The organism is Mesorhizobium maamorense (assembly GCF_044998965.1).
GTDB lineage: Bacteria > Pseudomonadota > Alphaproteobacteria > Rhizobiales > Rhizobiaceae > Mesorhizobium.
Genome location: NZ_CP173356.1, coordinates 696,334 through 718,180, shown reverse-complemented (window position 1 = coordinate 718,180; position 21,847 = coordinate 696,334). Strand labels below are relative to the sequence as shown.

Below are 21,847 nucleotides of genomic sequence, written 5' to 3'. Positions count from 1 at the left end.
CATGAACAGAATCTTGCGGGTGGCTTTCGGGGCCGGTCTGCTGTCGATCTTGTCGACGGGCCTCAATGCCGCCGACATCATCGAAGGACCCACGGGCGATTATTGCGGTGTCGTCGGCACCTCCAACCTAGTGCTGAACGACAACATCGTCGATCTCAGGGATCAGGTGGTGAAGCTGATGGACGAGTCGGTCGCCGTCGCAAACAGCTCGGAATGGATCAATTCGTCCCGGCCGGTTTTCGTCTGGGCCTCGGAAGCCAAGGTCGCCTGCGGCATGGCTTACGGCTATCTGAAGACGAACTACAAGGACGAGGACACGCTCAACAAATGCGAGTGTTTCCACGATCGCATGGTCGAGTACATGCACTGACCGGATAGGCAACCTGCGCCTGTTGGCCACCATGGCAGCGGACGGATCAACTCCTGAAGGCGATCGCCGCAACGATCGCCCTGGCCGGCATTGGCCAAGTCGTCACGCTGGCTTGCGCCGACCGGCTGGAGCAGCCTCCCATGGCACAACCTCCGTCGTCCGGCTCGGCGCAGCCGATCCCATTGTGACGCAACCGCAGTGTGGTATGCGACAGACATTCAAGGCGTTCGCGAGCTATCAGCCGACCGTGCCGTTGCCGATGGCGACGTTCGGCGTTTCCGCGTTTTCGTCGGACCGCGATACCTTCTCAGGGCAAGCGCGACGGGTCGGGGCGCTGAGGGCCCGGCTCTTCGGCGGCTGAAGAAAAACAGGACGGCACGACCAGTTCGCCGTAACATGCGTCGGAGACCAGACCGGGAATAATAAGCCGGCGGTGAACAGGGTGGGGCAATCATGGAAGCTGGCCGACGGGTCCGTGGGCTGAAGATTTGGGCAACCGCCTTCGCGCTCGCCGCGGTATTGTCGGGCTGCCAGTCGAAGGGGGCGTTACCGAAGCGCTCGATCCCGCGGCGATTGCCGCGCCTGCCGGGCAGGACGGCGCCCCGGCCGCCGGCCCGGCCCAGGCAACCCAGTCGATGGGTACCGGTTCGACGAAAACTACCATGCTATTGCCATTATCCGCCCCGGGAACGGCGGGGGAAAATGGCCGCAAGATGCTCGATGGCGCCAAGCTCGCGATGACCGATATCGGCAATGGATTGCTTACGCTGACGGTGGAGGACACCAGGGGCGACAACGCACAGGCCGGCAAATTGGCGCTGCAAGCCCTGACGACCGGCACGAAAGTCGTCATCGGGCCGACCGAACTGCCGGCAGCCCAGCATATCGCCACATTGTCGGGATCGAAGCGGCCGCCCGTGCTGGCGCTTGCCGACAATTTCGCGGGCGGCGCCGGTGTTTATGCCGTGCGCCTCAGCGAAGCGGACAGTGCGGCGGCGGGCGCCGCGGGCATCGCCGCGAAAGGCGGAAAAAAATTCGTACTGTTTGTCGCGGGTGGCTCGAACGCCAGCACGGTCGAGAAGCGGGTCGCCAACAGTCTCAGCATCTATGGCGCGACGCTCGCCGTCACCGTTCCATATTCGGCCGGCGACGGCGCCGCCAAGGCGGTCGACGAAATGGCCTCGCTCGTGGACACTCCCGACGCTGTCATCATTGCCAGCGGCGATGCCAGCCCCTCGCCTATCCTTGCCGCCCTCAAATCAAAGGACATTGCGGGCAAGGCGACCTCCGTCGTCGGAACCAGCCGTTGGCTGGAGCATCCCATGGAACCATCGTTCGATGGAGCCTATATCGCAACGCTCGATCCGGGCGAAACCGGGCCGATCGCCGAGCGCTTCAGGACGACATACAATTATCCCGCCGACGTCAACGTAGCCTACGCTTATGATATGGTTGCGCTGACTGCCGGAATTGCCAGCGCGGTCGGACCTGACGGTTTCAGCAAACAGGTGCTCGAAAATCCGAGCGGATTTCGCGGATCGACCGGCCTGTTCCGCTTTCGCGCCGATGGATCCAGCCAAAGATCGATGCCATTCTATCGGATAGAAAAGGGTGCGCTCAAACTGGTTGCCAAATCGACCTCAGGGTTCTGACCGTCCGGTAACGAACGCTGTGCTGGCCCGCCTGGTCATTACGGTCGGAGGCCTCGAGCTGCTGTTCGGGATTGCCCTGATCATGCATGCCGGAGCCTTGCTTGCGACCGACAGGCCTGCCCTTGGGACTCGTGTCGAGAATGCCGGGCAACCAGCCCGGTCGCAGACGACTGTTCTCGACGGAAGATGGCGAGAAGCGCGCAGGGTTGCCGAGGGCATTGTCGCGCTGCCGTCGATTGACCTTGCCCGAGATCGAGCGGATCGAAGCCCGGCCGCCGCTCGGCGACCTCGGCCTCGCCGTGCCCCCTAAAACGCCCATGCCAGATGACTGGCGCGAAACCCTGCTCTTCCGGCCAATGGCAACGTCATCGGCGACTTTCGAATCCATGGGACGCAAAGTGGCCGTCAGTGGTGTGGCCAGCATAGAACCGGAAGCCACCTGCTCGTTTCACGATGTCGCTTGGTCCTGCGGCCAGCGCGCACGCGCCGCCTTCAACTCCTGGCTGCGTGGGCGCGCGCTGAAGTGCTTCATGCCGCCGGAGATCGAACGTTTTGCCATTGCCGCGCCGTGTAGCCTTGGCAAGCAGGATGTCGGCGCCTGGCTTGTGTCCAACGGCTGGGCGATCGCGCTGCCCACCGGCATCTATGGCAAGGCGCAAGCAGTCGCCGAGGACGCGGAGGTGGGAGTTTTCGGCCCGCCGCGATAGGCGAAATCGATTCACGATTCGCACATCGATCAAATTGTATGGTTTGCCGCAACTGAAATTGCGCATGCCGGCGCTATGCTCGCCGATCTGACAGGAGATTGGTAATGGCACAAGCCGAAACGACCGCCACCGAGCCGGTATGGAAGGGTGTCGCGTGGCTCGCCTTCCTGGGGACCGTTGGCAGCCTTGCCCTCTCCGTGGGCCTCAATTATCTGCTGTTGTTCAGCGATGTCTTGACGCCGTTCGGGCGCAGCATGGTCACTGCGGTGCTGCTGCCTCTGATCATCGGTCTGCCGCTTTTCGTATTGATCGGCTTGAAGCAGGCCCAGATCCGCGGCTACCGGCGGGAGCTCAACAGGGCCGAGACCTATGACAGGGTGACAGGCTGCCTGAACGGCCCGGTTTTCACCTCGATGGTCGAGCGGCGCGCGGCCAGGCCGTCAGCGCCAGGGCCGCGCTCGGGCGCCTTCCTGGTGATTCATGCCGAACACCTTCGCTCCATAAATCTTCGCTTCGGCCCAGATTGGGGCGATGAGGCCTTGCGGCTCGTCGCATCGGCCATTCAGTCTTCGGTCCGCAAGGAGGATATGGTAGGTCGCATAGGAACATCGATGTTCGAGTCTTTCTTCCAGGTACGACCGAAGCGGAGGCCGCGGAAATTGGCGAGCGCATTCGGGCAAGCGTCGCGCGGGTCTATTTCGCGCCCAAGGGGACCGAGGACGTTCTGGCGATCAGCCTGGGAAGCACCGTGTTTGAAACCGAGCTTGGATTCGAGGACATGTTTCGCTCAGCGGAAGCGCAATTATCCGCCCGCGCATCCGCCGAAACGCGCCCTACAGGTCTCCAGTAGGCCGCTTTAACCTTGGCGAAGCCAATAACTGGCGGCAAATCGACGTTTGGACACATTCCTAAAGCTCAGCGAGCAGGGCCGCTCGACAGGCACAAGCACTTGATCGATCTCGTTGCCGGAAACCTCATCGGCGCGGAAAGAGAACCTCGCCCATTCCAAGCACCGCGTTGTCGCCGCCATATTTATGTGGTGCGCTCCCCAGCAGCGGCCGTTTCAAAATGCCTTCGGCGATCAGATGACGATCGATGATGGTGGCAAAAACGCTCTCGGGCGCGCCACACTCGACGAAGCTCGGCGACAGATGTCCTGGCGCGCGATCAAGAAGGATCGAACCGCGACGCATCAGGTAGCCGGGCATTTCACCTATGCCACCGGCTACCACCAGCGTGCCTGCGATCATGCGGCTGCCGGCATAGTCGCCCGAGCCTTTCAGTACCGAGATCAGACCGCGCCGCATCCGGTCCGCGGCGAAGGCGCCCGCCCTGCCCCTGACGATCAGCACGCCGCCATTCATGCCGGCCAGTTCGCCGACGAGCGGCGCACCAAGGTGATCGCCGGCATTACCTGTTATCTCCAGCCTGCCGCCGCGCATGCCAGAGCCGGCGTGCGGCCCCGCATTGCCTTCGATCGTCAGCTTGCCGCTGCGCATGGCGCGCCCGGCCTGCGCGCCAGTATTGCCGATCACGCGAACCGATCCACCTCCCATGCCTTGCGCCACCCGGTCGAGGCGCGTGCTTCCACCTTCGAACACGATGCTTAGCGGATCGCTGCCGGCGAGGCGAAAAATGTCGCCCACCTTCGATCCGTGCTTCGACATGCCGATCCGGATTTTTTCGATATCCCGTCTTTCGCTCCCAGCAAGCCGCTCCGGCGTCAGCGGCGACAGGTCGAGGCGCTCAGGCGGTTCGGCAACAAGAGTGAAGGTCAGCGCCTTCATGGCAACATATCCTTCAGCGAATAGATGAACTTACCGAGCTTGCCGCCGTAATTGCCGGCGCCGATGCGAACCGCGCCTTTCTTCGGTCCGATCTGGATGACGGCCTTGATGCCGGCCTTCATCGCCGCGGCAACGGCATCATTGGTCTCACCATCAATGACGATTTCCAGGACGGCGTTGATGTCGGGGCCGAGCTCACTCGCAACCACACCGCGCAGTGTCGGCGCGTAGGCTTCGTTGGCCGAGGCGATCATGCCCTTGTATTTGCCACCTATCTTGGAACCCGAACGGGCGATGCCGCCCGGGAACGGCACGATGGCACCGGGCACCATTCCGATCGCGGCGACCGCGGCCTCGGCCGCGACCAATGCGTTGGCGCTGCTTTCGGCCATGACAAAGAAATTGCCGCCGCCGACGGCTTCCTTCGTCAGTCCGGTTGTTGCCTCGCAGAGGAATTCACCATCCATGACGGGAATGCGCCAGAAATGCCTGTCGCCGATCTTCTTGGAGATTTGCCAGCCGTCGCCGAAATAACGCAGTGCCGAACCGAGCTTGAGCTTGGCGCTGCCCTCCAGCCCGGCAAAGCAGGCGGAGCCCGGCGAAGTCAAAACACACTGCCCGACGCGATTGAGCAGTTGCTTCTGCAATTCATCGGTTCCCATCGCGAAGATCATCACGCGGCAGCCGGGCCGGCCATCCGGGGTGGCTGACGGCGGCAGGTCGGCATCGATTGCCGCTTCGCAGCCGCAACCGATTACCGAGGTGGCGAAGCCGGTCATCGTGATCGCCGCCTGCCGTGCCCATTTCCGGTTCGGCGCGGTGATGATGATGGCGGTTGCCCGCATCCCAAAGGCTTCGGCAAAAGTATCGTCGATCGTTACGCCATTTACGCTCACGTTCGGCATGGCACCTCGCCGAATGGCTGTTCACGCGCAATCGCGGAATCCGGGAAATTGAACCAATCTAAGGACAGGCCGTAGCGCTGCTGGTGATAGTCCTCCAGACGCCGCACCATCGCCTTGTCCACAGGTGGATTAAGCCTGAGGGCCTTGCCCCAGCGGTAATGGATGATCTCCCCGTCCTGCACGACGAGATCGCCATCCTTGAAAACATAAGCCGCCTGTCCGAGCATTTTCGCGATACTTTCGTTCCTGCGATAGACAGCGATGTCGGCGATCGCGCCGACGCCGAGATGGCCTCGATCCGTCAACCCGAGCAGCCTGGCCGGCGCTGCACGCGTCATGATGGCGATTTCCTCGAACGTGTATTCGCGGTCGATTGCGGACAGGGTAGAGAGCGCTAACGCGGATCGTGAAAGTCCAGCGGCCATTTCGGTGCGTGCTTCCCGCCTCATCAGCAGCTCGAACAGAGCCGGATAAGCGGTAAAGGGTGCACCGTTGGGGTGATCGGTGGTGAAGAACACACGCCAGGGATCGTCGATGAGGAGAAAAAGCTCGAGCCCGATCGCCCACTGCATCGTGCCATAGAAGTCCTTGCCATAGCTGTAGGGCACGATGCCGCCGCCATTGCCATCCCCGTCATGAATGACGGACTTTTTCGGATGCGCACTGCCCCGCGCCGAGAACTGCCGCATGACGTCGGAGGAGACCGTGACCGTCTGGCCGAACATCACCTGACCGATATCGATGGTGACTTCCGGAGTCGTGTTGATAAGCTCGGCAAGCTGCGCGGCGGCGGAGGAAAATCTGCGCTTTCCTTCCGTGCCATAGCCATAGAACTGGAGGTGGGCGAGGTGCATCGGCAGCCCATCCGCCGCCGCAATCGTCGCGGCCGCCGTGTCCGCAGATCCGGGGATGCCCAGATTGTTGCAATGGACATGCAAAGGATGCGGCAGGCCAAGATTGTCGACGGCGGCCTGCAGCGTCTTGACGATGTTGCGCGAGCTGACGCCGTAGGAAGGCACCACATCGTCCAGCGCGAACGTGCGTGCGTTTTCCTTGAAGGCGGCCGCTGCACCGGCGTTGATCACCTTGACCCCGAGCGCTCGCGTCGAGGCGACCGTCCAGGCGACATAGTCCTCGATCATTTGAGGTGTGGCGGCGTCACGGATCATTGACAGCAGGAAGTCGTCGTTGCCGAGAATGGCGAGCGTCGCCTTGTCGATGATCGGGATGTCGGCCAGCTCGAGATGGGTGTGGAGTGCAGATCCCGGCGACATCGCCGGTTCGACGACCGTCGTGAAGCCCATCTTGGCGTAGAGACAGCCGGTCTGGAAGGTCGACCAGCCGGCATTGGAGAGCGGCGTGGTCGCCGGTCGGGCCTGATGGGCGGCATGCTGTTCGGGCAAGAGAAGCCGCGCGGTATTCACGTTACCGCCGCCAATGTGGGAGTGGATGTCGATGGCGCCCGCCATCACGATGCAGCCGGCGGCTTCGATGGTCCGGTCGGCCACCCCGTCAGCCGGCGCCGCGACGATCTTGCCGTCCTTGATCCACAGGTCGCCCTTGCCGAGGCGGCTGTTGACGGGGTCGACGATGTCGCCGTTGGCGATTTTCGTCAGCATGGCAATGCCTCGGCGAAAACCCGACTGGCGACCAGGCGAATGATCGTCGCGGCGGAGGGCAATTTCGAAGCAGCGCAGGTATCAGTCAACTTCAGCGAGCCGGTACGGCTGGAATAGACAACCGCATCGTGATCGACTCCAGCTTCGCCAATGGCGATGGTGACCGCGGCGCCTGTGACCGGCTCTTCCGTTTTAGCCAGCGCAATCAGTGCCATGCGTCCCCTTTTTCTCGGGAGTTGGGCAACCGTGGCGGAGATCCGCAGGTGCAGGTCGGCTTCGCCGGCGGCGATCATGCGCGCCACATCGTAACGCCAGGGATCGAATTCCGGGAAGCCCCGCGCAAAGCCCGTGCGCAATGGAAAACCTGTCATCCAGGTCGAGGCGAGCACGCTTCCCCACCCGTTTTCGCTCGCGGGCAGATGAAGGCCAGATGCACGTGATTTGCGATTGAGATCGGCGATCAGCCCCTGCAGCATCTCCAACGCCAACCCATCGGTGGCGTGGCCTGAAAACAGGAACACGGGAAAGTGCGCAGCCGCCAGAGCCTTGGCGAAATCGTTGAAGTTCGACACCGGTCGCGATGTTTGCCGCCCCTTGTACTGCGCCCTCAGCGCCGCCAGCGTGGCGCCGAGGCTAGCCTGGCCACAGGAAAGGAGCGTTGCCTTGCGCCCGTTTTTCAACGGCGGCGCGGACACCCCGTTCGATCCCACCAGGAAGAACTCGCGCTCAATCCCGGTCGAGAGATCGGGCCTGGTCGAGAGATCGGGAACCGTGCCAGCGAGTTCGGCAACAAGATCATGATGGGTTTGTGCGAGTTCGCCCACGATCACCACGATATCGGCACGCCGGCGCGTCTCCCCAGGGGCGACGGTCATCGCGCCCCTGTCGGTAAAAAGCATGGTCTCTCGGGCAAGTGCCGCGCCGTCGGTGTGATCGTATGCCGCGCCAAGCCGCTCGGCCAGCGCGATCGCCGCCCTCGTGCCGTGTATGTCCGTATCAAAGCTGAAAACCGGGCACCGGCTTGACGATAACAGCGACGCGGCATGCGCAGCCGCGCGCTCGACCAGCGCTTCCCGGTTGCCTATCCAAGCAACCGCCATTCGCTACACTACTTTCTGGTGCCGGCCCGATCCTAGACGAAACTGGATTGGCCGTGAACCCCGCTTACCAGCAGATTAACGAATGTTTTCATACGCTATCAACAAACTCCGACCGCGCTTAATCATATTTGATGTAAGCGAAGCGTTGATCGGTCGCCGGAGTTCCCTCCAGCGCTCCGCCTTCCTTGGCCGGCTGCCACTGGACAACGTCCTCGATCTTTCTCGCCAACTCGAAGTCCTTGTCGGTGATACCCTTCGCCGCGTGGTTCATCAGGCGTACCTCGACCCAGGCATAGGAAGCGGTGATATCGGGATGGTGCCACGCCGCCTCGGCGAGATGGCCAACCGTGTTGATGACCATCAGCGTCGATTTCCAACTGTGGGTCTTGTATTTGCGCCGGATCCAGCCGTTTTCGTAGCGCCATTTCGGCAGCTCCTTCTCAAGCCGGTCGGCAATCTCGGCGTCCGAATAGACCTTCTCCTTGACCGTTTCGCTCATCTCGACCTCCCCGAATTGCTCGGTCCGTCAACACGACAGGCCAAAGCAGAAACATGAATGCACTCTCTTTGGCTTGCTCCCTCGACGAAAACAGTTATCATCGTGGCGGGCACCTAAACTTCCATGATGCATCCATGATGCACCCATCGGGGGGCAGATGTCGAATTTTGTTACCGTACGAGTGCCCGCTCGCCTTCACCTTGGCTTCCTCGATCTCAATGGCGATGCCGGACGTCGCTTTGGCAGCGTTGGGCTTCCGTTGAGTGAACCCGAAACCGTTGTCACCCTGTCGCGGTCCGGCGAGACCATAGTCGAAGGTTCCGAGAGCGTTCGCGCCGGTGAGCACTTGTCGACGCTCTGCAGGCATCTCGGCATTCGCGGCCAGCACCATTTGGTGATCGAACAGTCGATCCCGAGTCACGCCGGCCTTGGGTCCGGCACGCAGATCGCCCTTGCCGTCGCCTCGGCACTGCGAACGCTCCACAACCTGCCTCTCGATGTCGCCGGCGACGCGACCCTGCTCGAACGAGGCGGCCGATCTGGAATCGGCATCGCAAGTTTCGAAGACGGCGGCGTGATTGTCGACGCGGGCAAGGACGAGCGTGGCGGACCGCCTCCGGTCGTCGCGCGGCTGCCGTTTCCCGAAGAATGGCGCGTCATCCTCATCCTCGACCATGCCGGGCATGGACTGCATGGCGAGGCAGAGGTCGCGGCGTTCCGTTCACTGCCACCCTTCCCGACGGCGGGCAGCGGCGAGATCTGCCGGAGGGTACTGATGGGTATCATGCCGGCCTTGGTCGAGCGCGATCTTGCGGCATTCGGCGCTGCCGTCACCGCGATACAGATGCTGATCGGCAGCCATTTCGCTCCGGCGCAGGGCGGTGTGTTCACCTCAAAGCGGGTCGAGATGGTCGCTCACCGTCTCAATAAAGCGGGCGCCGTCGGGATCGGCCAGAGTTCCTGGGGACCCACAGGCTTTGCCTTCGCGCCGTCGCATGACGCCGCGCTCAAATTCGTCGGCGCGGTTCAGAAGACAGCCGTTGAAGACGGCCTTCAGATCAAGATCGTCAAGGGCAGGAACTCCGGCGCGAAGATCAGTTCGACCGGACTCGGTCTCGTCGGCAGCTGACGCTCAGATTCCAAGCAGAAAGGCGAGAAATGGCCCGCAAACATATCCTGCATATGCTGACGCCGTTGAAGCACATGAGCCCGTTCGACGTGAACATGGCGCTCGACGCTGGCTTCGACAGTGTAGTCCCCTATGTCGATGTTGGCCTTGGCGAGGTGACAGGCCTGGTTCAGGACGCGATCTTTTCGCGTCCGCCGGATGCCGGCGTCGATACCGGCATCTTTATCGCCGGGAAGGATGCTTCGTTGGCGCTCGACATGTTCGATGCCGCGAAGAAGGCGATGGTGCCGCCTTTCCAGGTTTCGGTATTTGCCGACCCGGCCGGCTCGTTCACCACGGCCGCGGCGATGGTGGCCAAGGTCGAAAAGGCGTTGGAGAAGAAATTCGAGCGCGGGCTGAAGGACACGAGGGTGGCTGTTTTCGGCGCCACCGGCGTGGTTGGCTTCTGCACCGCCGTCATCGCGGCAAGGGAGGGCGCCCGCGTCACGCTTGTCGGCCATGACGGCATCGAAAGGGTGAAACAGATCGCTGCCGAGATCAAAAGCCGATTCAAGATCGGTGTCGATGCGGCTGACGGATCGAGCGATGCCCGGAAAGCCGATCTGGTCGAAGCAAGTGAGGTCATACTGGCTTGTGCGAAAGCCGGCGTCCAGGTGGTTTCAAAGGCCCAGTTGAGAGGCAGCGGCTTGCTTATCGCCGCCGACGTCAACGCGGTCCCGCCCGCAGGCATCGAAGGATTGGCCGTCAATGCCAATGGCGACCCGCTAGAAGCGGCAAAGGCCGTCGGAATTGGCCCGCTTGCCATCGGCAACGTCAAATATAAGGTCGAGTCTGGCCTTTTCAAAAGAATGATCGAATCCGAAAAAACGATCGCGCTCGATTTCCAGGAAGCGTTTTCCCTTGCACGCGAGATTGCCAAATAGCGCCAGATCTCTGCTGATCGCGGCGATTTCAGGCCGGGCATTGGCCATGGCTGCGCGGCGTGCGGGCTACCGTCCGTTGGTCGCTGATTTCTTCTGCGATACCGATACGGTTGCGCTGGCAGAACGAACGACCAAGCTGCCGGGTAACCTACAGGACGGCATCGACGGCGAGCGCATCATCGAGACGCTTCGGGACCTGGTCGGCGAAGACCAGCCGGTCGCCGTCGTCCTGGGCTCGGGTTTTGAGCGGATGACGGAGACTGTCGACGCCGTCGCTCGCCATTTTCCGCTTGCCGGCAATCGCGGCGCGGCGATCAGCAGGATCAAGGACCCGCAATTGCTGGCCGCGGATTGTGCCGAACTCGGCATCCCACATCCGGAATTCCGGTGGGATCGACCGCCTGAGCCAGACAGCTGGGTGGCCAAGACCGTGGGCGGCGCCGGGGGTGGGCATATCAGACAGGCGGCCGGAGAAAGCCAGACCACCGGCCGCTATTTCCAGCGTTTCGTCGCCGGACGCAGTATCTCGGCCCTGTTCGTCGGCGACGGCCAGGCCGCGCGCATCGTCGGCTTCAGCCAACAATGGACTTCCCCCGTCTCCACGGCGCCCTACCGCTATGGCGGGGCCGTGCGGCTGAGACGCTTCGACCGCAGGCAGGCGGCGGTCATCGGCGGCTGGCTTTCAGCCCTGACGCGCCGTGCCGGCCTGGTTGGATTGTGCAGCGCCGATCTCATTCGCGGATCGGATGGCTACAAGCTCATCGAGATCAATCCGCGGCCAGGCGCCACGCTGGACATTTTTGACGAGGCCGACGCGCCGCTGATCGAAGCACATCTGCGAGCTGCAACCGGCGGAACTTACCGTTTGCCACGCTTCGTCGATTCGATGGCTTCAATGGTGACCTACGCCGCGACGCCAATCGCGCGGTTTCCGTCGATTGCGTGGCCCGAATGGACCGCTGACCATCAGTCGCCCGGCACCCCTCTGATTGCCGGCGACCCCGTCTGCACCGTCTTCGCGCGCGGTCCGAACGCCGATTTGACCAGGCGGCTCATCAAGGGGCAAGCCCGCCGGTTGCAACTCCAATGGGAAGGAGACCGGACATGAAAGACGGTTCGGCATTCCTGAACGACAATGCACAGCGCATCGCTGACGGCATGATCAGCGACGCCGAACGGCTGCGGATCGCCGCTTCCAAGGGAACCTTGGGCGAGCTCCTTATCGATGTCGGCGCCAAGGCGCCCGGCAGCGTCGAGGCCGGGCTGCGCATGGCAGAGGCGGCGATGGGCGGTCTCGGCAGCGTTTCGGTGTTCATGGACCGCACGGAGCGGAAATGGCCGTTCACCGTCGAGGTGCGCTCGTCGCAGCCCGTACTGGCCTGCCTAGGCAGTCAATATGCGGGCTGGAACCTGTCTGCCCAGGACTATTTCGCCATGGGATCGGGACCGGCGCGGGCACTCGCCCGCGTCGAACCCCTGTTCGACGCGCTTTCCTATCGAGACACCGCATCGTCCGCCGTGCTTATCCTGGAGACTGCCAAACCGCCTCCCCCAGCAATCGTCGAGAAAGTGAGCAAGGCAACCGGACTGGCAACCGACAAGCTCACCTTCCTCTACGCGCCGACGCAAAGCCTTGCCGGCAGCCTGCAGATCGTTGCGCGCGCGCTCGAGGTTGCCCTGCACAAGGCCAACGATCTCAAATTTCCGCTGGAGAACGTTGTCGACGGCATCGGAGCGGCGCCAATCCCCGCCCCCCACCCGGATTTCCTGACCGCCATGGGCAGAACGAACGATGCCATCATCTATGGCGGCAGCGTCCAGCTCTTCGTAAAAGGGTCGGCAAAAGAGGCCAGCAACCTCGCGGAGAAACTTCCGAGCCGCGCCTCACGGGACTACGGTCAACCCTTTGCCGAGATCTTCAAGCGGTTCAAGGGGGATTTCTATGCCATCGATCCACTGTTGTTCAGCCCGGCCGAAGTGATCGTGACGGCGATCGAAACCGGCGATACGTTTCGCGCTGGCCGGCGTGATCCAAAGATGCTCGAACGGAGCCTCGGTTAGCATGGCGGCACAAAGAGACCCGTCCGTCATCCGCCACATCCGAGGCACCACATGATCCCTCGCATCCTGATCGTCAGCGACAATTCGGACACCGGCTCAAGTGGCCTCGCGGCAAGGCTTGGTCGACGGGGCGCTATTGTTGCAACCGTGCCGCTGGCGGCGATCGCGTTCGACACCGGCAGCCCGGGCGGACTTTCGATCCCCGGTTTCGGCGGTGCGCTGCCCGATGCCGTGCTCGTCCGTTCGATCGCCGCCGGATCGTTCGAAGCGATCACCCGGCGCCTCGGGGTACTGCACGCGCTGAGCCGGCTGTCGGTTCCCGTGTGGAATTCGGCGCAGGCGGTCGAACGCTGCGTCGACAAGTCGATGACGACTTTCCTCTTGAAAAATGCCGGTCTGCCAACGCCACCGACATTCGCCGTCGAAGGCCTTGCCGCCGCCAAGGAGATCGCGGCGCAGGAGCTTCGGGAGGGACCGCTGGTGCTGAAACCATTGTTCGGGGCGCAAGGCCGCGGGATAAGGCTGATCCGTACGCTCTCCGACCTTCCCGCCGCAGACGAGGTGAACAGCGTCTACTATCTCCAGCACTATGTGTCGCGCGCCGGCCCGCCCTTCCGGGATTTCCGCGTTTTTGTCTGCGCCGGCGAAACCGTCGCGATGATGAGCCGCAGCAGCGACGACTGGATCACGAACGTCAACCGGGGTGGCGTGCCGGAGCCGGTTTCGGGACCTGGCAAGGCTGAGCTGGCATCGCTGGCTGTCGCCGCGTCAGCCGCCGTCGGCGCGGATTTCGCCGGCGTGGACATCGTGCGAGCCGACGATGGCAGCTTGTTCGTACTCGAGGTGAACAGCATGCCCGCCTGGTCAGGACTGCAATCGGTGGTCGCTGTGAACATCGCCGAAGCGATCGCCGATGCCCTGCTGAAATTCCTGGCCGACCGCACCGAAGCGACCGCCGCGCCGCGGCCCTTCCGTTTCACCGCGCCGGCGAATTCGTAACGGAGCGGCAGGATGGCGTTATCGCGTGAACGCCTCCGGGCTAGCTACAAGGATGCCTGCCGGATGGAGATCGAAGCTCTGAAGCCGGGCAACGTCCACCTGTTCGCCGACGGACACGGCATGTCCGCCGCCCAGTTCATGATGAGTGCCGAGGTTTCGTCCGAGCCGCTGACCGATCCTCGCCTCTCGGTCGGGCAGCGCATGCTGGAGGCGGTGCGTGCGACACGCCTGGCGGTAGCAACCAACACCAATCTCGGCATCGTCCTCCTGGCGGGGCCTCTGATAGGCGCCGCCGAAATGAGGAGTGGCAGCTTGCAGGACAATCTCGACTCGCTGCTGCGCGCGTTGAGCATGGACGATACCAGGGCAGTGTTCGAGGCGATCGCCATGGCAGCGCCAGGCGGCCTGGGAGATGCCGCGAATGATGTGCGGCAGGAGCCGAAGGTTCATCTCTTGGAAGCAATGCGGGAGGCTGCCGACCGCGATATGATCGCCCGCCAGTATGACACCTGTTTCGGCGACGTGTTCGGGGTAGGGCTGGCCGCGCTGGTAGGGGCGCTAGCTCGCGGAGAAAGCGGCATGTGGCCGACCGTGTTCGCCTATATGGCGTTTCTCGCAGGCTTCCCCGACAGTCACGTGGTGCGCAATCACGGAATTGAAGTCGCAAATCAGGCGCGACAGGACGCTCTTTCCGTTCAGGCGACGCTCCATGCCAACGGCGACGAGCCGTCACGCATTCGCCTGCTCATGGAGTTCGACCGCCGGCTGAAGGCGGACAAAGTAAACCCCGGCACCTCGGCCGATCTGACCGTGGCTACTCTTTTAGTCCACACTCTAGGCACTCGCTTGCATAATCGCGGCGTTGGTGCTTGACTTCCAAAAGCGGGAGCTGTGCTTCCGCGGCTATCTAGCCAACCGGTCCGGGCAATCCGGGCGCTGCCAACAAGGATAGCTGTCCATCGAGCGCCTGCTCGGTTGCAGCGTCCGTGGACATCATAATTGTGTCTTGGAGGAAATTGGCATGGCAAAAATCTCGAAGGTAATGGTCGGTGAATCGCTGGTCGGGGACGGCAACGAAGTCGCGCATGTCGACCTGCTCATCGGGCCGCGAGGGAGCGCAGTCGAAACGGCATTTTGCAACGCGCTTACCAACAACAAGGACGGTTTTACCTCGCTTTTGGCGGTGATCGCGCCCAATCTTCAATGCAAGCCCAATACGGTGATGTTCAACAAGGTCACGATCAAGGGCGCCAAGCAGGCTGTACAGATGTTCGGCCCGGCGCAGCACGCCGTTGCAAAGGCAGTGCAGGACAGCGTCGCGGACGGGACAATTCCGGCAAACGAAGCGGACGACGTGTTCATTTGCGTTGGCGTATTCATCCATTGGGACGCGGCCGACGACGCCAAGATCCAGAAATACAACTACGAGGCGACAAAGGAGGCCATCCAGCGCGCTATCGCAGGAACCCCGACCGCCGCCGAAGCCACCGCTCAGCGCGACAACGTCAAGCATCCGTTCGCGGCCTAGACAAGAGACAGCCCCGCACAGGAAAAGCCATCTTCCGAAACGGATGGTCTGTTGCGCCGGCTGAAAAGGGTTCTGGGCTTTTGAAGCGACACTCCCGAAGGGCGCCCGCCTTTCGGGGGTGAGGAGCAACTGTGATCAGGCGCCGAGCGACGCCAGGTGACTAGGTGTGAGCGTGGCGTTGTGCAGTGAGGTTGCGACCAGCGCTGCGGCGATGCCCATCGCTGACAATGCGTGGATATCGTTGTCATCGCGGACGCCGCCGGCCGCGATGACCGCGCGACTTCCCGCCTTGGCCTTGACCTCCTCCAGCCGCCTGAAGTCCGGGCCGGCGGCCGCACCGACTTTGGCCAGCGTCATGACGATCACCTTTTGCGGCCAAAGCTCGGGCTCAGCGAGAAGAGAACGCGGTCCGCAAAAATCATCGCCAAAGAAGTCAAGGGACAGGATGAGATCGGGATGATCGCGAAAATGCCGGAGCAGCACATCGTCCTGCTGCGATTCGGAGCCCAACACCGGGTAAACCGAATGTTCAGCGAGCGCCGCCAGAAGCGTTTTCCTGTCTGCTACGCCGGCATCGACCCAGAGCTCAGGCGGCTGCGTCATCGCCCTCAGCCGGGCAAGTGCGTCGCTGTTTGGAGTACCGCCTCCAATGGCGTCCAGATCGGCGATGTAGAAGGTCGAAAAGGGATGAAGCGTGCGCAACCCTTCGGCGACGGCGAGGACATCGGAACTTCGGCTGAGCGGCGTAATGATCGGCCGGTAGCGATCGCGTTTTCCTTGCTGGGCGCGAACCACCTCGCCGCCTTTCAAGTCGAGAACCGGAATGATGCGCAACGCTTTTCTCGCCAACCAACTGCTGTCATGAAAGCTTGAAGTGTGGAAAAAAGAAAGAGCATCATTGCGGGTTTCGACATTGGCGGCGCGCATCTGAAGGTGACGCGCGCGCAAGGCGGCCGCATCGTCGGCGCGGTAACGATCGCCACGCCGCTTTGGCAAGGGTTGCACAGCCTGACCTCGGCCCTCGACGAAACAGCCCCGATCTATGCGGAAGCCGATCTCAACGCGTTCACCATGACGGGCGAGCTATCGGACATCTTTGCGTCCCGCGATATCGGCGTGACGACGCTGCTGGGTCAGATTTCCAATCGTTTTCCCACAGGCGAAAAGCTGATCTATGCCGGATCATCCGGCTTTGTCGAGGTCGAGCAGGCAGCGCGGCTGAGCACTGATGTCGCCTCCGCCAACTGGCACGCGACAGCCTCTTTGGTGGCAAAACTGGCCGGCGATGCCCTGTTCGTCGATATGGGCTCCACCACCACCGACATTATCGCCATAAAGGACGGCGCCGTCGTCAATGAGGGCTACACCGATGCCGGACGGCTTCTGACTGGTGAATTGGTCTATACCGGTTTCACCAGGACATTCCTGTTCGGTGTAGCCTCGTCTGCTCCGGTCCATCGAAGGCTGACGCCATTGATGAACGAGTATTTCGCCTCGATCGCCGACGCGCACCGGATCCTGGGCGTGCTCGATGAGGAGGACGACATGCACCCTTCCGCCGACGGCAAGGAAAAGACCGTCCACGGCTCAATCGCGCGACTGGCGCGCATGGTCGGGCGCGACGCCGCTGAACTTTCGCCGCCGGAATGGGGTGAAGTCGCACGCTGGTTCAGCGAGCAGCAATTGCGGAAAATCCACGACGCAGCATCCCTGGTTGCCTGGGGTCTTGCTCAAGATGTTCCGATCGTCGGCGCCGGAACGGGCCGCTGGCAGATCAGGCGGCTGGCCGAGCGCATGGAACGTCGCTTTGTCGATTTCGCCGACATCGTCCCCGCCCATAACGCTGTTCGCGGCGAGGCCAGCCGCGCCGCACCAGCATCGGCGGTGGCGCTGCTGGCTGGATATCGATCACAAGCAGCGTAGCGGCGCTCGCGTCACGCTCACGCGTCCTCGCTGCTGGACCCTTTGACGACTAGGTGATCATTGACACGCTGCATCAGCCAACCCCAGGCTTCCCTTTCGTCAGCGCCGGCTGTCTTTTCGATAGAGATCGAAAGATACGCGATCTCGGCCTCGATCTTGTCGCGGGGTAGCATGCCGAGCCGGCTGACCAGGATGGCCAGTTCCAGAACAGCCGCCTTGGCACGGTTAAGGCCGGTGAAAGGCGCATGCATTTCCTCTCGAACCACGCGGCAGAAATGGCGAGGGCGCACGCCATCATCGTCAACGCTCTCGACTTCGAGAACCGAATGCGCCAGCGCAGTCGCCAACCGGGGAACCAGAAAATTTTCAACGGGAACGGTCGGCCAGTCCTTGCGCCCGGTCAGGCATCCAGCGAAGACGCGCACGTCGTCGGTGTAGTTGGCGATGGCGAACGGCACCGCCGCCAGATTGTCGAGCGTAACCGAGGGACGAAACGGTGCGATGACCCAGCCGTCTTTTTCGGAGATTATGCCGATCGGCGCGATATGGACCTTTCCTGTCTTGTCGACAGTGGTGATGATTGTCTCGCGAATGTAAGGCACCTAGCCCTCCTTCTTCGCGCGAAGCGTTTCGCCCGGTTCGGCAAGACGGGTACGGTCGGTTTCGGGAGCCGGTGCGGCAACGCCCCATGCGAGCGGCTCGTCCTGAACATAGCGCTTGCCGAGGCGCCACCCGATCTCGGCCTTCGTCAGTTCCGCGCCCAGATAGAAAGCATGCGCACCGTCGGTCTCCACGCCAAGTCCGGCGAAGAATTCGAACGCATCCGTGGCAACCGCGTGCCCTTTGCCATTGAAAATATGAATGCCGTCCTCCGCTGCCGCGATACGGTAGTTGGCGTCGCGCACCTCGGCCGCCAATGCAGCGATATCATCGGTCGAGGCCGTGAAAGGCTTGCGATCGTGGATCTGCAGCAAGCCTGGGTGATAGCTTCGCGGCAGTGCACCGTCATTGCGGGCGGCAAACATCACGCGGCGGGCAATGTCGTGCTCCTCGATCGTCCGCACCGTGTGCGGGCTGACATGCACGGCTAGCACGTTTCGAATCCCGAGTTCCGAGCAGAGGCCCGTTAGAACGGCCGTAACGCCGGAACTGTCGGCGTCGGTAAGTTCGGTGAGATTGCCGGTGCCCATCAGCAATTCGATCTCCGGCCAGCGGCGGCGCGCCTCGATGAAGCGGCCGAGCGATTGGGCGAAGCCGAAGTGGATCGGATCCAACACGGGATCGGCGATAAAGGAAATGCCAGCCCTTTGCGCCGCATCGATGGCGCGGCCAAGCGAATCCAGATCGCCGGGGGCGGACGGGATCAACACTGCCGTAGCCCCATGGCCGAAGACTAACGGCAGCGTGTTCTCGTCGAGGCTGAGAAGATAGTCCGCACCGGCGCGCGCACCGATCGACAGTTCGTCCGCGCTGGCCGAATCGACGCTGACCTGAAATCCTTGTGCCTTGAGCTCGCGCACAGCCTCCGACAGCAACGGAAATGGCGTTTCAGGCAGGCAGCCAAGATCGATGACATCGGCGCCGGCGGCAGCTAGCGTCCCCGCCCGCAGCATGAGCGCTTCGATCGACAGCATTGGCGCATCGACGATCTCGGCGAAGATGCGCATATCGTGTCGCGTAAGATCCGGCGGCTCGCCGACACGGCCGAGAAAGGCCGGCAGGTCTGCGATCTCGTCAGGACCGCGCGCAAAGGGCACGCCGAAATGGTTCGACAATTGCTCGATGTCGCCGCGATAGCGCCCTGGCAGGATAAAGCGGTCAACCGCGTCGGGCGCGATGAGACGCCGCTTTATGATGTCTTCGGTCATCAGTGCGGCGACCTTGACACCTATGTCGACCACCTCCCACGAAAACTCCGTCTCGCCCAGACCGGATAGCAGCTTTTCCAGCCGTGCCTTGGCCAGATGTCCGGTGAGAAAGACCAGCCGCTCAGCCATGGCCGGACAGCTCGGCCCGGCGTTGCTGAACCGCCGCGTTAAGGTCGGCGAGCGACTCGACGACCTGGATACGTTCGAACCCCTTCAGCCGCTCGGTGTTTTCCAGGTCGATCCTGCGCGGATAGACTTTGACCAGGCCATGCGGTGCCATGGTTTCGAGTTCGGGTGCGGTGTCGCAGGCAAAGACGATGATCGGCACGCGGCACTTTCCGGCTTGCGCAAAGACGTTGGTGGCAAGCGTATCGGAAATACCCCAGACGCATTTGGCAACCGTGTTGGACGAGGCAGGCGCTACCACGACCGTGTGGTAGACGCCGTGGTAAAATTCGCCGACGGGAATGGCGCTCGCCGTCTTGTCGTGCAGCACGCGCGTCGTCTCCGGAAAATCGAGTTTGAGCTTGTACATGCGCAGCACTTCATTGGCGGCTTTCGACACGAAGACATCGCAATGTTCGAGTTGGCGAACAAGTGCGAAGCTCTCCGTGAAAAAATGCCCGGACCCCGTCAAAACCCACGCCCAGCGCGGCACGTGCAGCTTCACCATCGGCTATCCTGCCTTCTTTGCCGAGGGGGTCGAAGCCACGATCCCGATGCCGGGCAGCTTGCCCGATGCGAGTAGCGCGCCCGCCTCGGCGGCATCCTTCGGACCCGCGAGACGGAAATCGATGCCGTCGGGCAGCATGGCGGCAAAGCCTGGGTCGACAATGCCCCTGGCCTTCAGGCTGTCAGGGGTATCGTTGTCGAAGAATGCATCGGTCTGCTTGATAAGCAAGAGCGCGTTCGCGCCAAGCTTCCCGGCAAGCCAGGCAGCCAGGGAATCGGAGGTAATGTCCCAAGAGGCCGGAAGGTCCGGTGCCGGCAACGCAAGTGACGACGGCAGCCACACCGGAACCTTCCCTTCGTCCAATGCTCGCACAATCTCCTCCAGCGATCGTGCCGGCGTCAGTCTTTCGTCCCGATCGAGGATGATTTGGCCGAACTGCTCCATGGCGAGGATCGCCATGGCATGTGCGGCGGTGTCGGAAAAATCCATGCGGGTCTGCGTCTCGCGCACCTGGTCGGCAAACAGGCCGCCGCCGGGCACGATGACGATCGGTAACCTGGAACCCGCCAGCGCCGCGATCCAGCTCGTCATTTCCGCCGCATGGGCAGTGCTGCCGCCAAGCTTGACGACGGCCCGCCCGAGGACGTCGGAGCCTTGCTGGCGCGGCCGGGAAACACTGCCTCGGTCTTTTCGGCCGGCAGAGCCGGAGGCGACACCGCGTCCTGCCGATTGGCGCTTGCGTTCGATCTCGACGCCGACACCGCCAGGCCCGAGCTCGAGTTTTTCCACCCTTACCGTGACGCGCACGACGCGCTGGTTCTCCAGAACGTGCGCCGCCACTTGCTCGGCCAAAGCCTCGCTGAGCTGAATGTGCCCCCGCGCGACGATGGTGCGAATGCCATCCATGATGATGTCATAGGAGAACACATGGCGCATGTCCTCGGGATGGTCGGTGACTTGCAGCACGTCGGCGATCACATCAAAGCGCACCTTTTGAGTATGACCATGCTCGAAGCTGTAGGCACCGATCTGGACCGGCAGAACAAAATCCCGCACGAAAATCCTGTCCGTGCCCAGTGTCGGATCGGTGCCCGGCGAATAGCCTCTCGCTGCCAACAGGCGATAGTCGATGCTCGATTTACCGCCCGTCCCAGGCTCTGCCGGGACCAATTCGCGAATCTGCGAGACCGCCTCGGCGCTGATTGAACCCGAGCGGCCGGCATGGCCACACAGCGCGCCGCGAAAGCCGAGGAAATCGGGAGCGAAAGGCAATAGACGTGGAATATCCGGGGCTTCGAGCGATCCGCTCAGGCCAACCATCAGACCGAGCGACTTGGCTCGATCGACGAATCCCGGAATCCGCTCCGGTGGCAAATGGTCGAGCAGCCGGCCCTTTCCCTTCTGCGCGGTATCAACCATCACGCCGTGGAAGCGGTGCCTGCCGAATACCGGCAGGAGCTCGAAGTCCGGCGCCATATCGGCAAAGAGCACAGCGATCAACTTCGTTCGCGCGGCGAGCGGTTCGAGCGCCTCCGCGCAGGCAGGGATGTGAGCCGATGGGAAAAACCCGATCTTGACATAATCGACGCCGGTCGCCGCGATCTCTTCAGCCTTGGCGCGGATCGTTTCGGGTTCCATCGGCAGGTCGCCGCAGACCGCGCTGACCGGAGCCCGACCAGCGATGAACGAAATCGTTCGGCGGATGGTTTCCGTGGGTACCGCGCCCAACGCTCCCGCCTTCGGATCCTTCAGATCGACGATGTCGGCGCCGCCCGAAAGAACGATCTCCGCCTCTTCGATGCCGGTGACGCTGGCCAGCATTCTGGTCATTTGAACAGTTTCTCCAGTTTGGAGGACAAGATTTCGTCCGCTCGATTCTCACGCACGTCGCGGATGACATAGCTGCGAACGACCTCGAAATCGAAGATGGCAATCTTTTCAGCCGCCATGGCATGTTTGTCAAAAAGACAGCGAGCCAGGGCAGACGCGAAAAGTCGTCCGATAGGGTTTGATAAATTTTGCGGGTCGGCTAAGTTGACCATGGGCACCTGGACTTAGCGCTGCTCCGACACCCGTCGGACCTCAGCGCAAGAATGGGTAATTA

Annotated in this window: 23 protein-coding genes; 12 read left to right on the top strand and 11 right to left on the bottom strand. The window is 62.4% G+C overall.

The annotated features are described in order from the left end of the window. Window position 1: 1 nt before the first annotated feature. From ACIU1A_RS03900 to ACIU1A_RS03885, 4 genes are all read left to right on the top strand, one after another. Window positions 2–370 carry a hypothetical protein gene (locus ACIU1A_RS03900; RefSeq protein WP_140498145.1) on the top strand — a complete coding sequence of 123 codons (369 nt, stop codon included), beginning with the start codon at window positions 2–4 and terminating at the stop codon, window positions 368–370. A gap of 488 nt (window positions 371–858) precedes the next feature. Next, window positions 859–2,022, top strand: coding sequence for an ABC transporter substrate-binding protein (locus ACIU1A_RS03895; protein ID WP_404926657.1), 1,164 nt, complete (start codon window positions 859–861; stop codon window positions 2,020–2,022). Window positions 2,023–2,264: 242 nt separating this feature from the next. After that, window positions 2,265–2,729: a thermonuclease family protein gene (locus tag ACIU1A_RS03890; protein WP_404926656.1), complete on the top strand. Its 465-nt coding sequence runs from the start codon at window positions 2,265–2,267 to the stop codon at window positions 2,727–2,729. 104 nt (window positions 2,730–2,833) lie between these two features. Next, on the top strand, window positions 2,834–3,589 hold the full coding sequence (locus tag ACIU1A_RS03885; protein ID WP_404926655.1) for a GGDEF domain-containing protein: 756 nt from the start codon (window positions 2,834–2,836) through the stop codon (window positions 3,587–3,589). A 114-nt stretch (window positions 3,590–3,703) separates the two neighbouring features. Here the strand turns inward: ACIU1A_RS03885 and ACIU1A_RS03880 are convergent, their stop codons facing one another. The 5 genes from ACIU1A_RS03880 to ACIU1A_RS03860 form a co-directional block, all read right to left on the bottom strand. Next, window positions 3,704–4,516: a formylmethanofuran dehydrogenase subunit C gene (locus ACIU1A_RS03880; RefSeq protein WP_140524691.1), complete on the bottom strand. Its 813-nt coding sequence runs from the start codon at window positions 4,514–4,516 to the stop codon at window positions 3,704–3,706. Next, entirely contained in the window at window positions 4,513–5,421 is a 909-nt protein-coding gene (gene fhcD / locus ACIU1A_RS03875; RefSeq protein ID WP_140515165.1) for a formylmethanofuran--tetrahydromethanopterin N-formyltransferase, read from the bottom strand. Before fhcD ends, ACIU1A_RS03880 begins: the two co-directional genes overlap by 4 nt. Continuing rightward, window positions 5,409–7,040 carry a formylmethanofuran dehydrogenase subunit A gene (locus ACIU1A_RS03870; RefSeq protein WP_404926654.1) on the bottom strand — a complete coding sequence of 544 codons (1,632 nt, stop codon included), beginning with the start codon at window positions 7,038–7,040 and terminating at the stop codon, window positions 5,409–5,411. Before ACIU1A_RS03870 ends, fhcD begins: the two co-directional genes overlap by 13 nt. Continuing rightward, window positions 7,034–8,140, bottom strand: a complete 1,107-nt coding sequence (locus ACIU1A_RS03865) for a tungsten formylmethanofuran dehydrogenase (RefSeq protein WP_404926653.1) — start codon at window positions 8,138–8,140, stop codon at window positions 7,034–7,036. Before ACIU1A_RS03865 ends, ACIU1A_RS03870 begins: the two co-directional genes overlap by 7 nt. Window positions 8,141–8,258: 118 nt before the next feature. Beyond that, on the bottom strand, window positions 8,259–8,639 hold the full coding sequence (locus ACIU1A_RS03860; RefSeq protein ID WP_140498164.1) for a 4a-hydroxytetrahydrobiopterin dehydratase: 381 nt from the start codon (window positions 8,637–8,639) through the stop codon (window positions 8,259–8,261). Between the two features lie 157 nt (window positions 8,640–8,796). Here ACIU1A_RS03860 and ACIU1A_RS03855 point away from each other — a divergent pair, with 157 nt between their 5' ends. The 7 genes from ACIU1A_RS03855 (at window position 8,797) to fae (ending at window position 15,279) form a co-directional block, all read left to right on the top strand. Then, the gene (locus tag ACIU1A_RS03855; protein ID WP_140524695.1) at window positions 8,797–9,768 is read left to right on the top strand and encodes a beta-ribofuranosylaminobenzene 5'-phosphate synthase family protein; all 972 of its coding nucleotides are present in this window, start codon (window positions 8,797–8,799) and stop codon (window positions 9,766–9,768) included. A 29-nt stretch (window positions 9,769–9,797) separates the two neighbouring features. After that, the gene (locus ACIU1A_RS03850) at window positions 9,798–10,691 is read left to right on the top strand and encodes an NAD(P)-dependent methylenetetrahydromethanopterin dehydrogenase (RefSeq protein ID WP_404926652.1); all 894 of its coding nucleotides are present in this window, start codon (window positions 9,798–9,800) and stop codon (window positions 10,689–10,691) included. Window positions 10,692–10,737: 46 nt separating this feature from the next. After that, window positions 10,738–11,799 (top strand): ATP-grasp domain-containing protein, encoded by a 1,062-nt coding sequence (locus tag ACIU1A_RS03845; RefSeq protein WP_224655934.1) that lies wholly within the window; start codon window positions 10,738–10,740, stop codon window positions 11,797–11,799. Next, the gene (gene mch / locus ACIU1A_RS03840) at window positions 11,796–12,752 is read left to right on the top strand and encodes a methenyltetrahydromethanopterin cyclohydrolase (RefSeq protein WP_140515161.1); all 957 of its coding nucleotides are present in this window, start codon (window positions 11,796–11,798) and stop codon (window positions 12,750–12,752) included. The genes ACIU1A_RS03845 and mch overlap by 4 nt, the downstream gene beginning before the upstream one ends. A gap of 51 nt (window positions 12,753–12,803) precedes the next feature. Then, window positions 12,804–13,751: a RimK family alpha-L-glutamate ligase gene (locus ACIU1A_RS03835; RefSeq protein WP_140515160.1), complete on the top strand. Its 948-nt coding sequence runs from the start codon at window positions 12,804–12,806 to the stop codon at window positions 13,749–13,751. Window positions 13,752–13,763: 12 nt separating this feature from the next. Next, window positions 13,764–14,624 carry a triphosphoribosyl-dephospho-CoA synthase gene (locus ACIU1A_RS03830; protein ID WP_140524697.1) on the top strand — a complete coding sequence of 287 codons (861 nt, stop codon included), beginning with the start codon at window positions 13,764–13,766 and terminating at the stop codon, window positions 14,622–14,624. Window positions 14,625–14,772: 148 nt separating this feature from the next. Further along, complete coding sequence (fae, locus tag ACIU1A_RS03825; protein ID WP_140498176.1) at window positions 14,773–15,279, top strand: formaldehyde-activating enzyme; 507 nt, start codon at window positions 14,773–14,775, stop codon at window positions 15,277–15,279. Between the two features lie 135 nt (window positions 15,280–15,414). Here fae and ACIU1A_RS03820 read toward each other — a convergent pair whose 3' ends face one another. After that, window positions 15,415–16,206, bottom strand: coding sequence for a HisA/HisF-related TIM barrel protein (locus tag ACIU1A_RS03820; RefSeq protein ID WP_140560488.1), 792 nt, complete (start codon window positions 16,204–16,206; stop codon window positions 15,415–15,417). Here ACIU1A_RS03820 and ACIU1A_RS03815 point away from each other — a divergent pair. Continuing rightward, entirely contained in the window at window positions 16,156–17,202 is a 1,047-nt protein-coding gene (locus ACIU1A_RS03815; protein ID WP_140566617.1) for a hydantoinase/oxoprolinase family protein, read from the top strand. The genes ACIU1A_RS03820 and ACIU1A_RS03815 overlap by 51 nt on opposite strands. Window positions 17,203–17,219: 17 nt before the next feature. On the opposite strand, the gene ACIU1A_RS03810 is transcribed toward ACIU1A_RS03815, so the two are convergent. Genes ACIU1A_RS03810 through ACIU1A_RS03790 form a run of 5 tightly spaced genes read right to left on the bottom strand, consistent with a single transcriptional unit; the run spans window position 17,220 to window position 21,785 of the window. Beyond that, window positions 17,220–17,804, bottom strand: coding sequence for a DUF447 domain-containing protein (locus tag ACIU1A_RS03810; protein ID WP_140566614.1), 585 nt, complete (start codon window positions 17,802–17,804; stop codon window positions 17,220–17,222). Then, complete coding sequence (locus ACIU1A_RS03805; protein ID WP_404926650.1) at window positions 17,805–19,199, bottom strand: DUF6513 domain-containing protein; 1,395 nt, start codon at window positions 19,197–19,199, stop codon at window positions 17,805–17,807. It lies immediately after the preceding gene. After that, window positions 19,192–19,743 (bottom strand): flavoprotein, encoded by a 552-nt coding sequence (locus ACIU1A_RS03800; protein ID WP_404926649.1) that lies wholly within the window; start codon window positions 19,741–19,743, stop codon window positions 19,192–19,194. The genes ACIU1A_RS03805 and ACIU1A_RS03800 overlap by 8 nt, the downstream gene beginning before the upstream one ends. Window positions 19,744–19,746: 3 nt before the next feature. Next, window positions 19,747–21,573 (bottom strand): (5-formylfuran-3-yl)methyl phosphate synthase, encoded by a 1,827-nt coding sequence (locus tag ACIU1A_RS03795; protein ID WP_404926648.1) that lies wholly within the window; start codon window positions 21,571–21,573, stop codon window positions 19,747–19,749. Next, window positions 21,570–21,785, bottom strand: a complete 216-nt coding sequence (locus ACIU1A_RS03790) for a hypothetical protein (RefSeq protein WP_181170932.1) — start codon at window positions 21,783–21,785, stop codon at window positions 21,570–21,572. Before ACIU1A_RS03790 ends, ACIU1A_RS03795 begins: the two co-directional genes overlap by 4 nt. Window positions 21,786–21,847 lie beyond the last annotated feature (62 nt).

What these genes read in the sequence shown, in the direction of transcription:
- ACIU1A_RS03900 (WP_140498145.1), top strand. Translation starts at nt 2, where the DNA reads ATGAACAGAATCTTGCGGGTGGCTTTCGGGGCCGGTCTGCTGTCGATC.
- mch (WP_140515161.1), top strand. Translation starts at nt 11,796, where the DNA reads ATGAAAGACGGTTCGGCATTCCTGAACGACAATGCACAGCGCATCGCT.
- fhcD (WP_140515165.1), bottom strand. Translation starts at nt 5,421, where the DNA reads ATGCCGAACGTGAGCGTAAATGGCGTAACGATCGACGATACTTTTGCC.
- fae (WP_140498176.1), top strand. Translation starts at nt 14,773, where the DNA reads ATGGCAAAAATCTCGAAGGTAATGGTCGGTGAATCGCTGGTCGGGGAC.
- ACIU1A_RS03795 (WP_404926648.1), bottom strand. Translation starts at nt 21,573, where the DNA reads ATGACCAGAATGCTGGCCAGCGTCACCGGCATCGAAGAGGCGGAGATC.
- ACIU1A_RS03820 (WP_140560488.1), bottom strand. Translation starts at nt 16,206, where the DNA reads ATGCGCGCCGCCAATGTCGAAACCCGCAATGATGCTCTTTCTTTTTTC.
- ACIU1A_RS03885 (WP_404926655.1), top strand. Translation starts at nt 2,834, where the DNA reads ATGGCACAAGCCGAAACGACCGCCACCGAGCCGGTATGGAAGGGTGTC.
- ACIU1A_RS03800 (WP_404926649.1), bottom strand. Translation starts at nt 19,743, where the DNA reads ATGGTGAAGCTGCACGTGCCGCGCTGGGCGTGGGTTTTGACGGGGTCC.
- ACIU1A_RS03860 (WP_140498164.1), bottom strand. Translation starts at nt 8,639, where the DNA reads ATGAGCGAAACGGTCAAGGAGAAGGTCTATTCGGACGCCGAGATTGCC.
- ACIU1A_RS03790 (WP_181170932.1), bottom strand. Translation starts at nt 21,785, where the DNA reads ATGGTCAACTTAGCCGACCCGCAAAATTTATCAAACCCTATCGGACGA.
- ACIU1A_RS03865 (WP_404926653.1), bottom strand. Translation starts at nt 8,140, where the DNA reads ATGGCGGTTGCTTGGATAGGCAACCGGGAAGCGCTGGTCGAGCGCGCG.
- ACIU1A_RS03870 (WP_404926654.1), bottom strand. Translation starts at nt 7,040, where the DNA reads ATGCTGACGAAAATCGCCAACGGCGACATCGTCGACCCCGTCAACAGC.
- ACIU1A_RS03850 (WP_404926652.1), top strand. Translation starts at nt 9,798, where the DNA reads ATGGCCCGCAAACATATCCTGCATATGCTGACGCCGTTGAAGCACATG.
- ACIU1A_RS03805 (WP_404926650.1), bottom strand. Translation starts at nt 19,199, where the DNA reads ATGGCTGAGCGGCTGGTCTTTCTCACCGGACATCTGGCCAAGGCACGG.
- ACIU1A_RS03830 (WP_140524697.1), top strand. Translation starts at nt 13,764, where the DNA reads ATGGCGTTATCGCGTGAACGCCTCCGGGCTAGCTACAAGGATGCCTGC.
- ACIU1A_RS03880 (WP_140524691.1), bottom strand. Translation starts at nt 4,516, where the DNA reads ATGAAGGCGCTGACCTTCACTCTTGTTGCCGAACCGCCTGAGCGCCTC.
- ACIU1A_RS03855 (WP_140524695.1), top strand. Translation starts at nt 8,797, where the DNA reads ATGTCGAATTTTGTTACCGTACGAGTGCCCGCTCGCCTTCACCTTGGC.
- ACIU1A_RS03835 (WP_140515160.1), top strand. Translation starts at nt 12,804, where the DNA reads ATGATCCCTCGCATCCTGATCGTCAGCGACAATTCGGACACCGGCTCA.
- ACIU1A_RS03845 (WP_224655934.1), top strand. Translation starts at nt 10,738, where the DNA reads ATGGCTGCGCGGCGTGCGGGCTACCGTCCGTTGGTCGCTGATTTCTTC.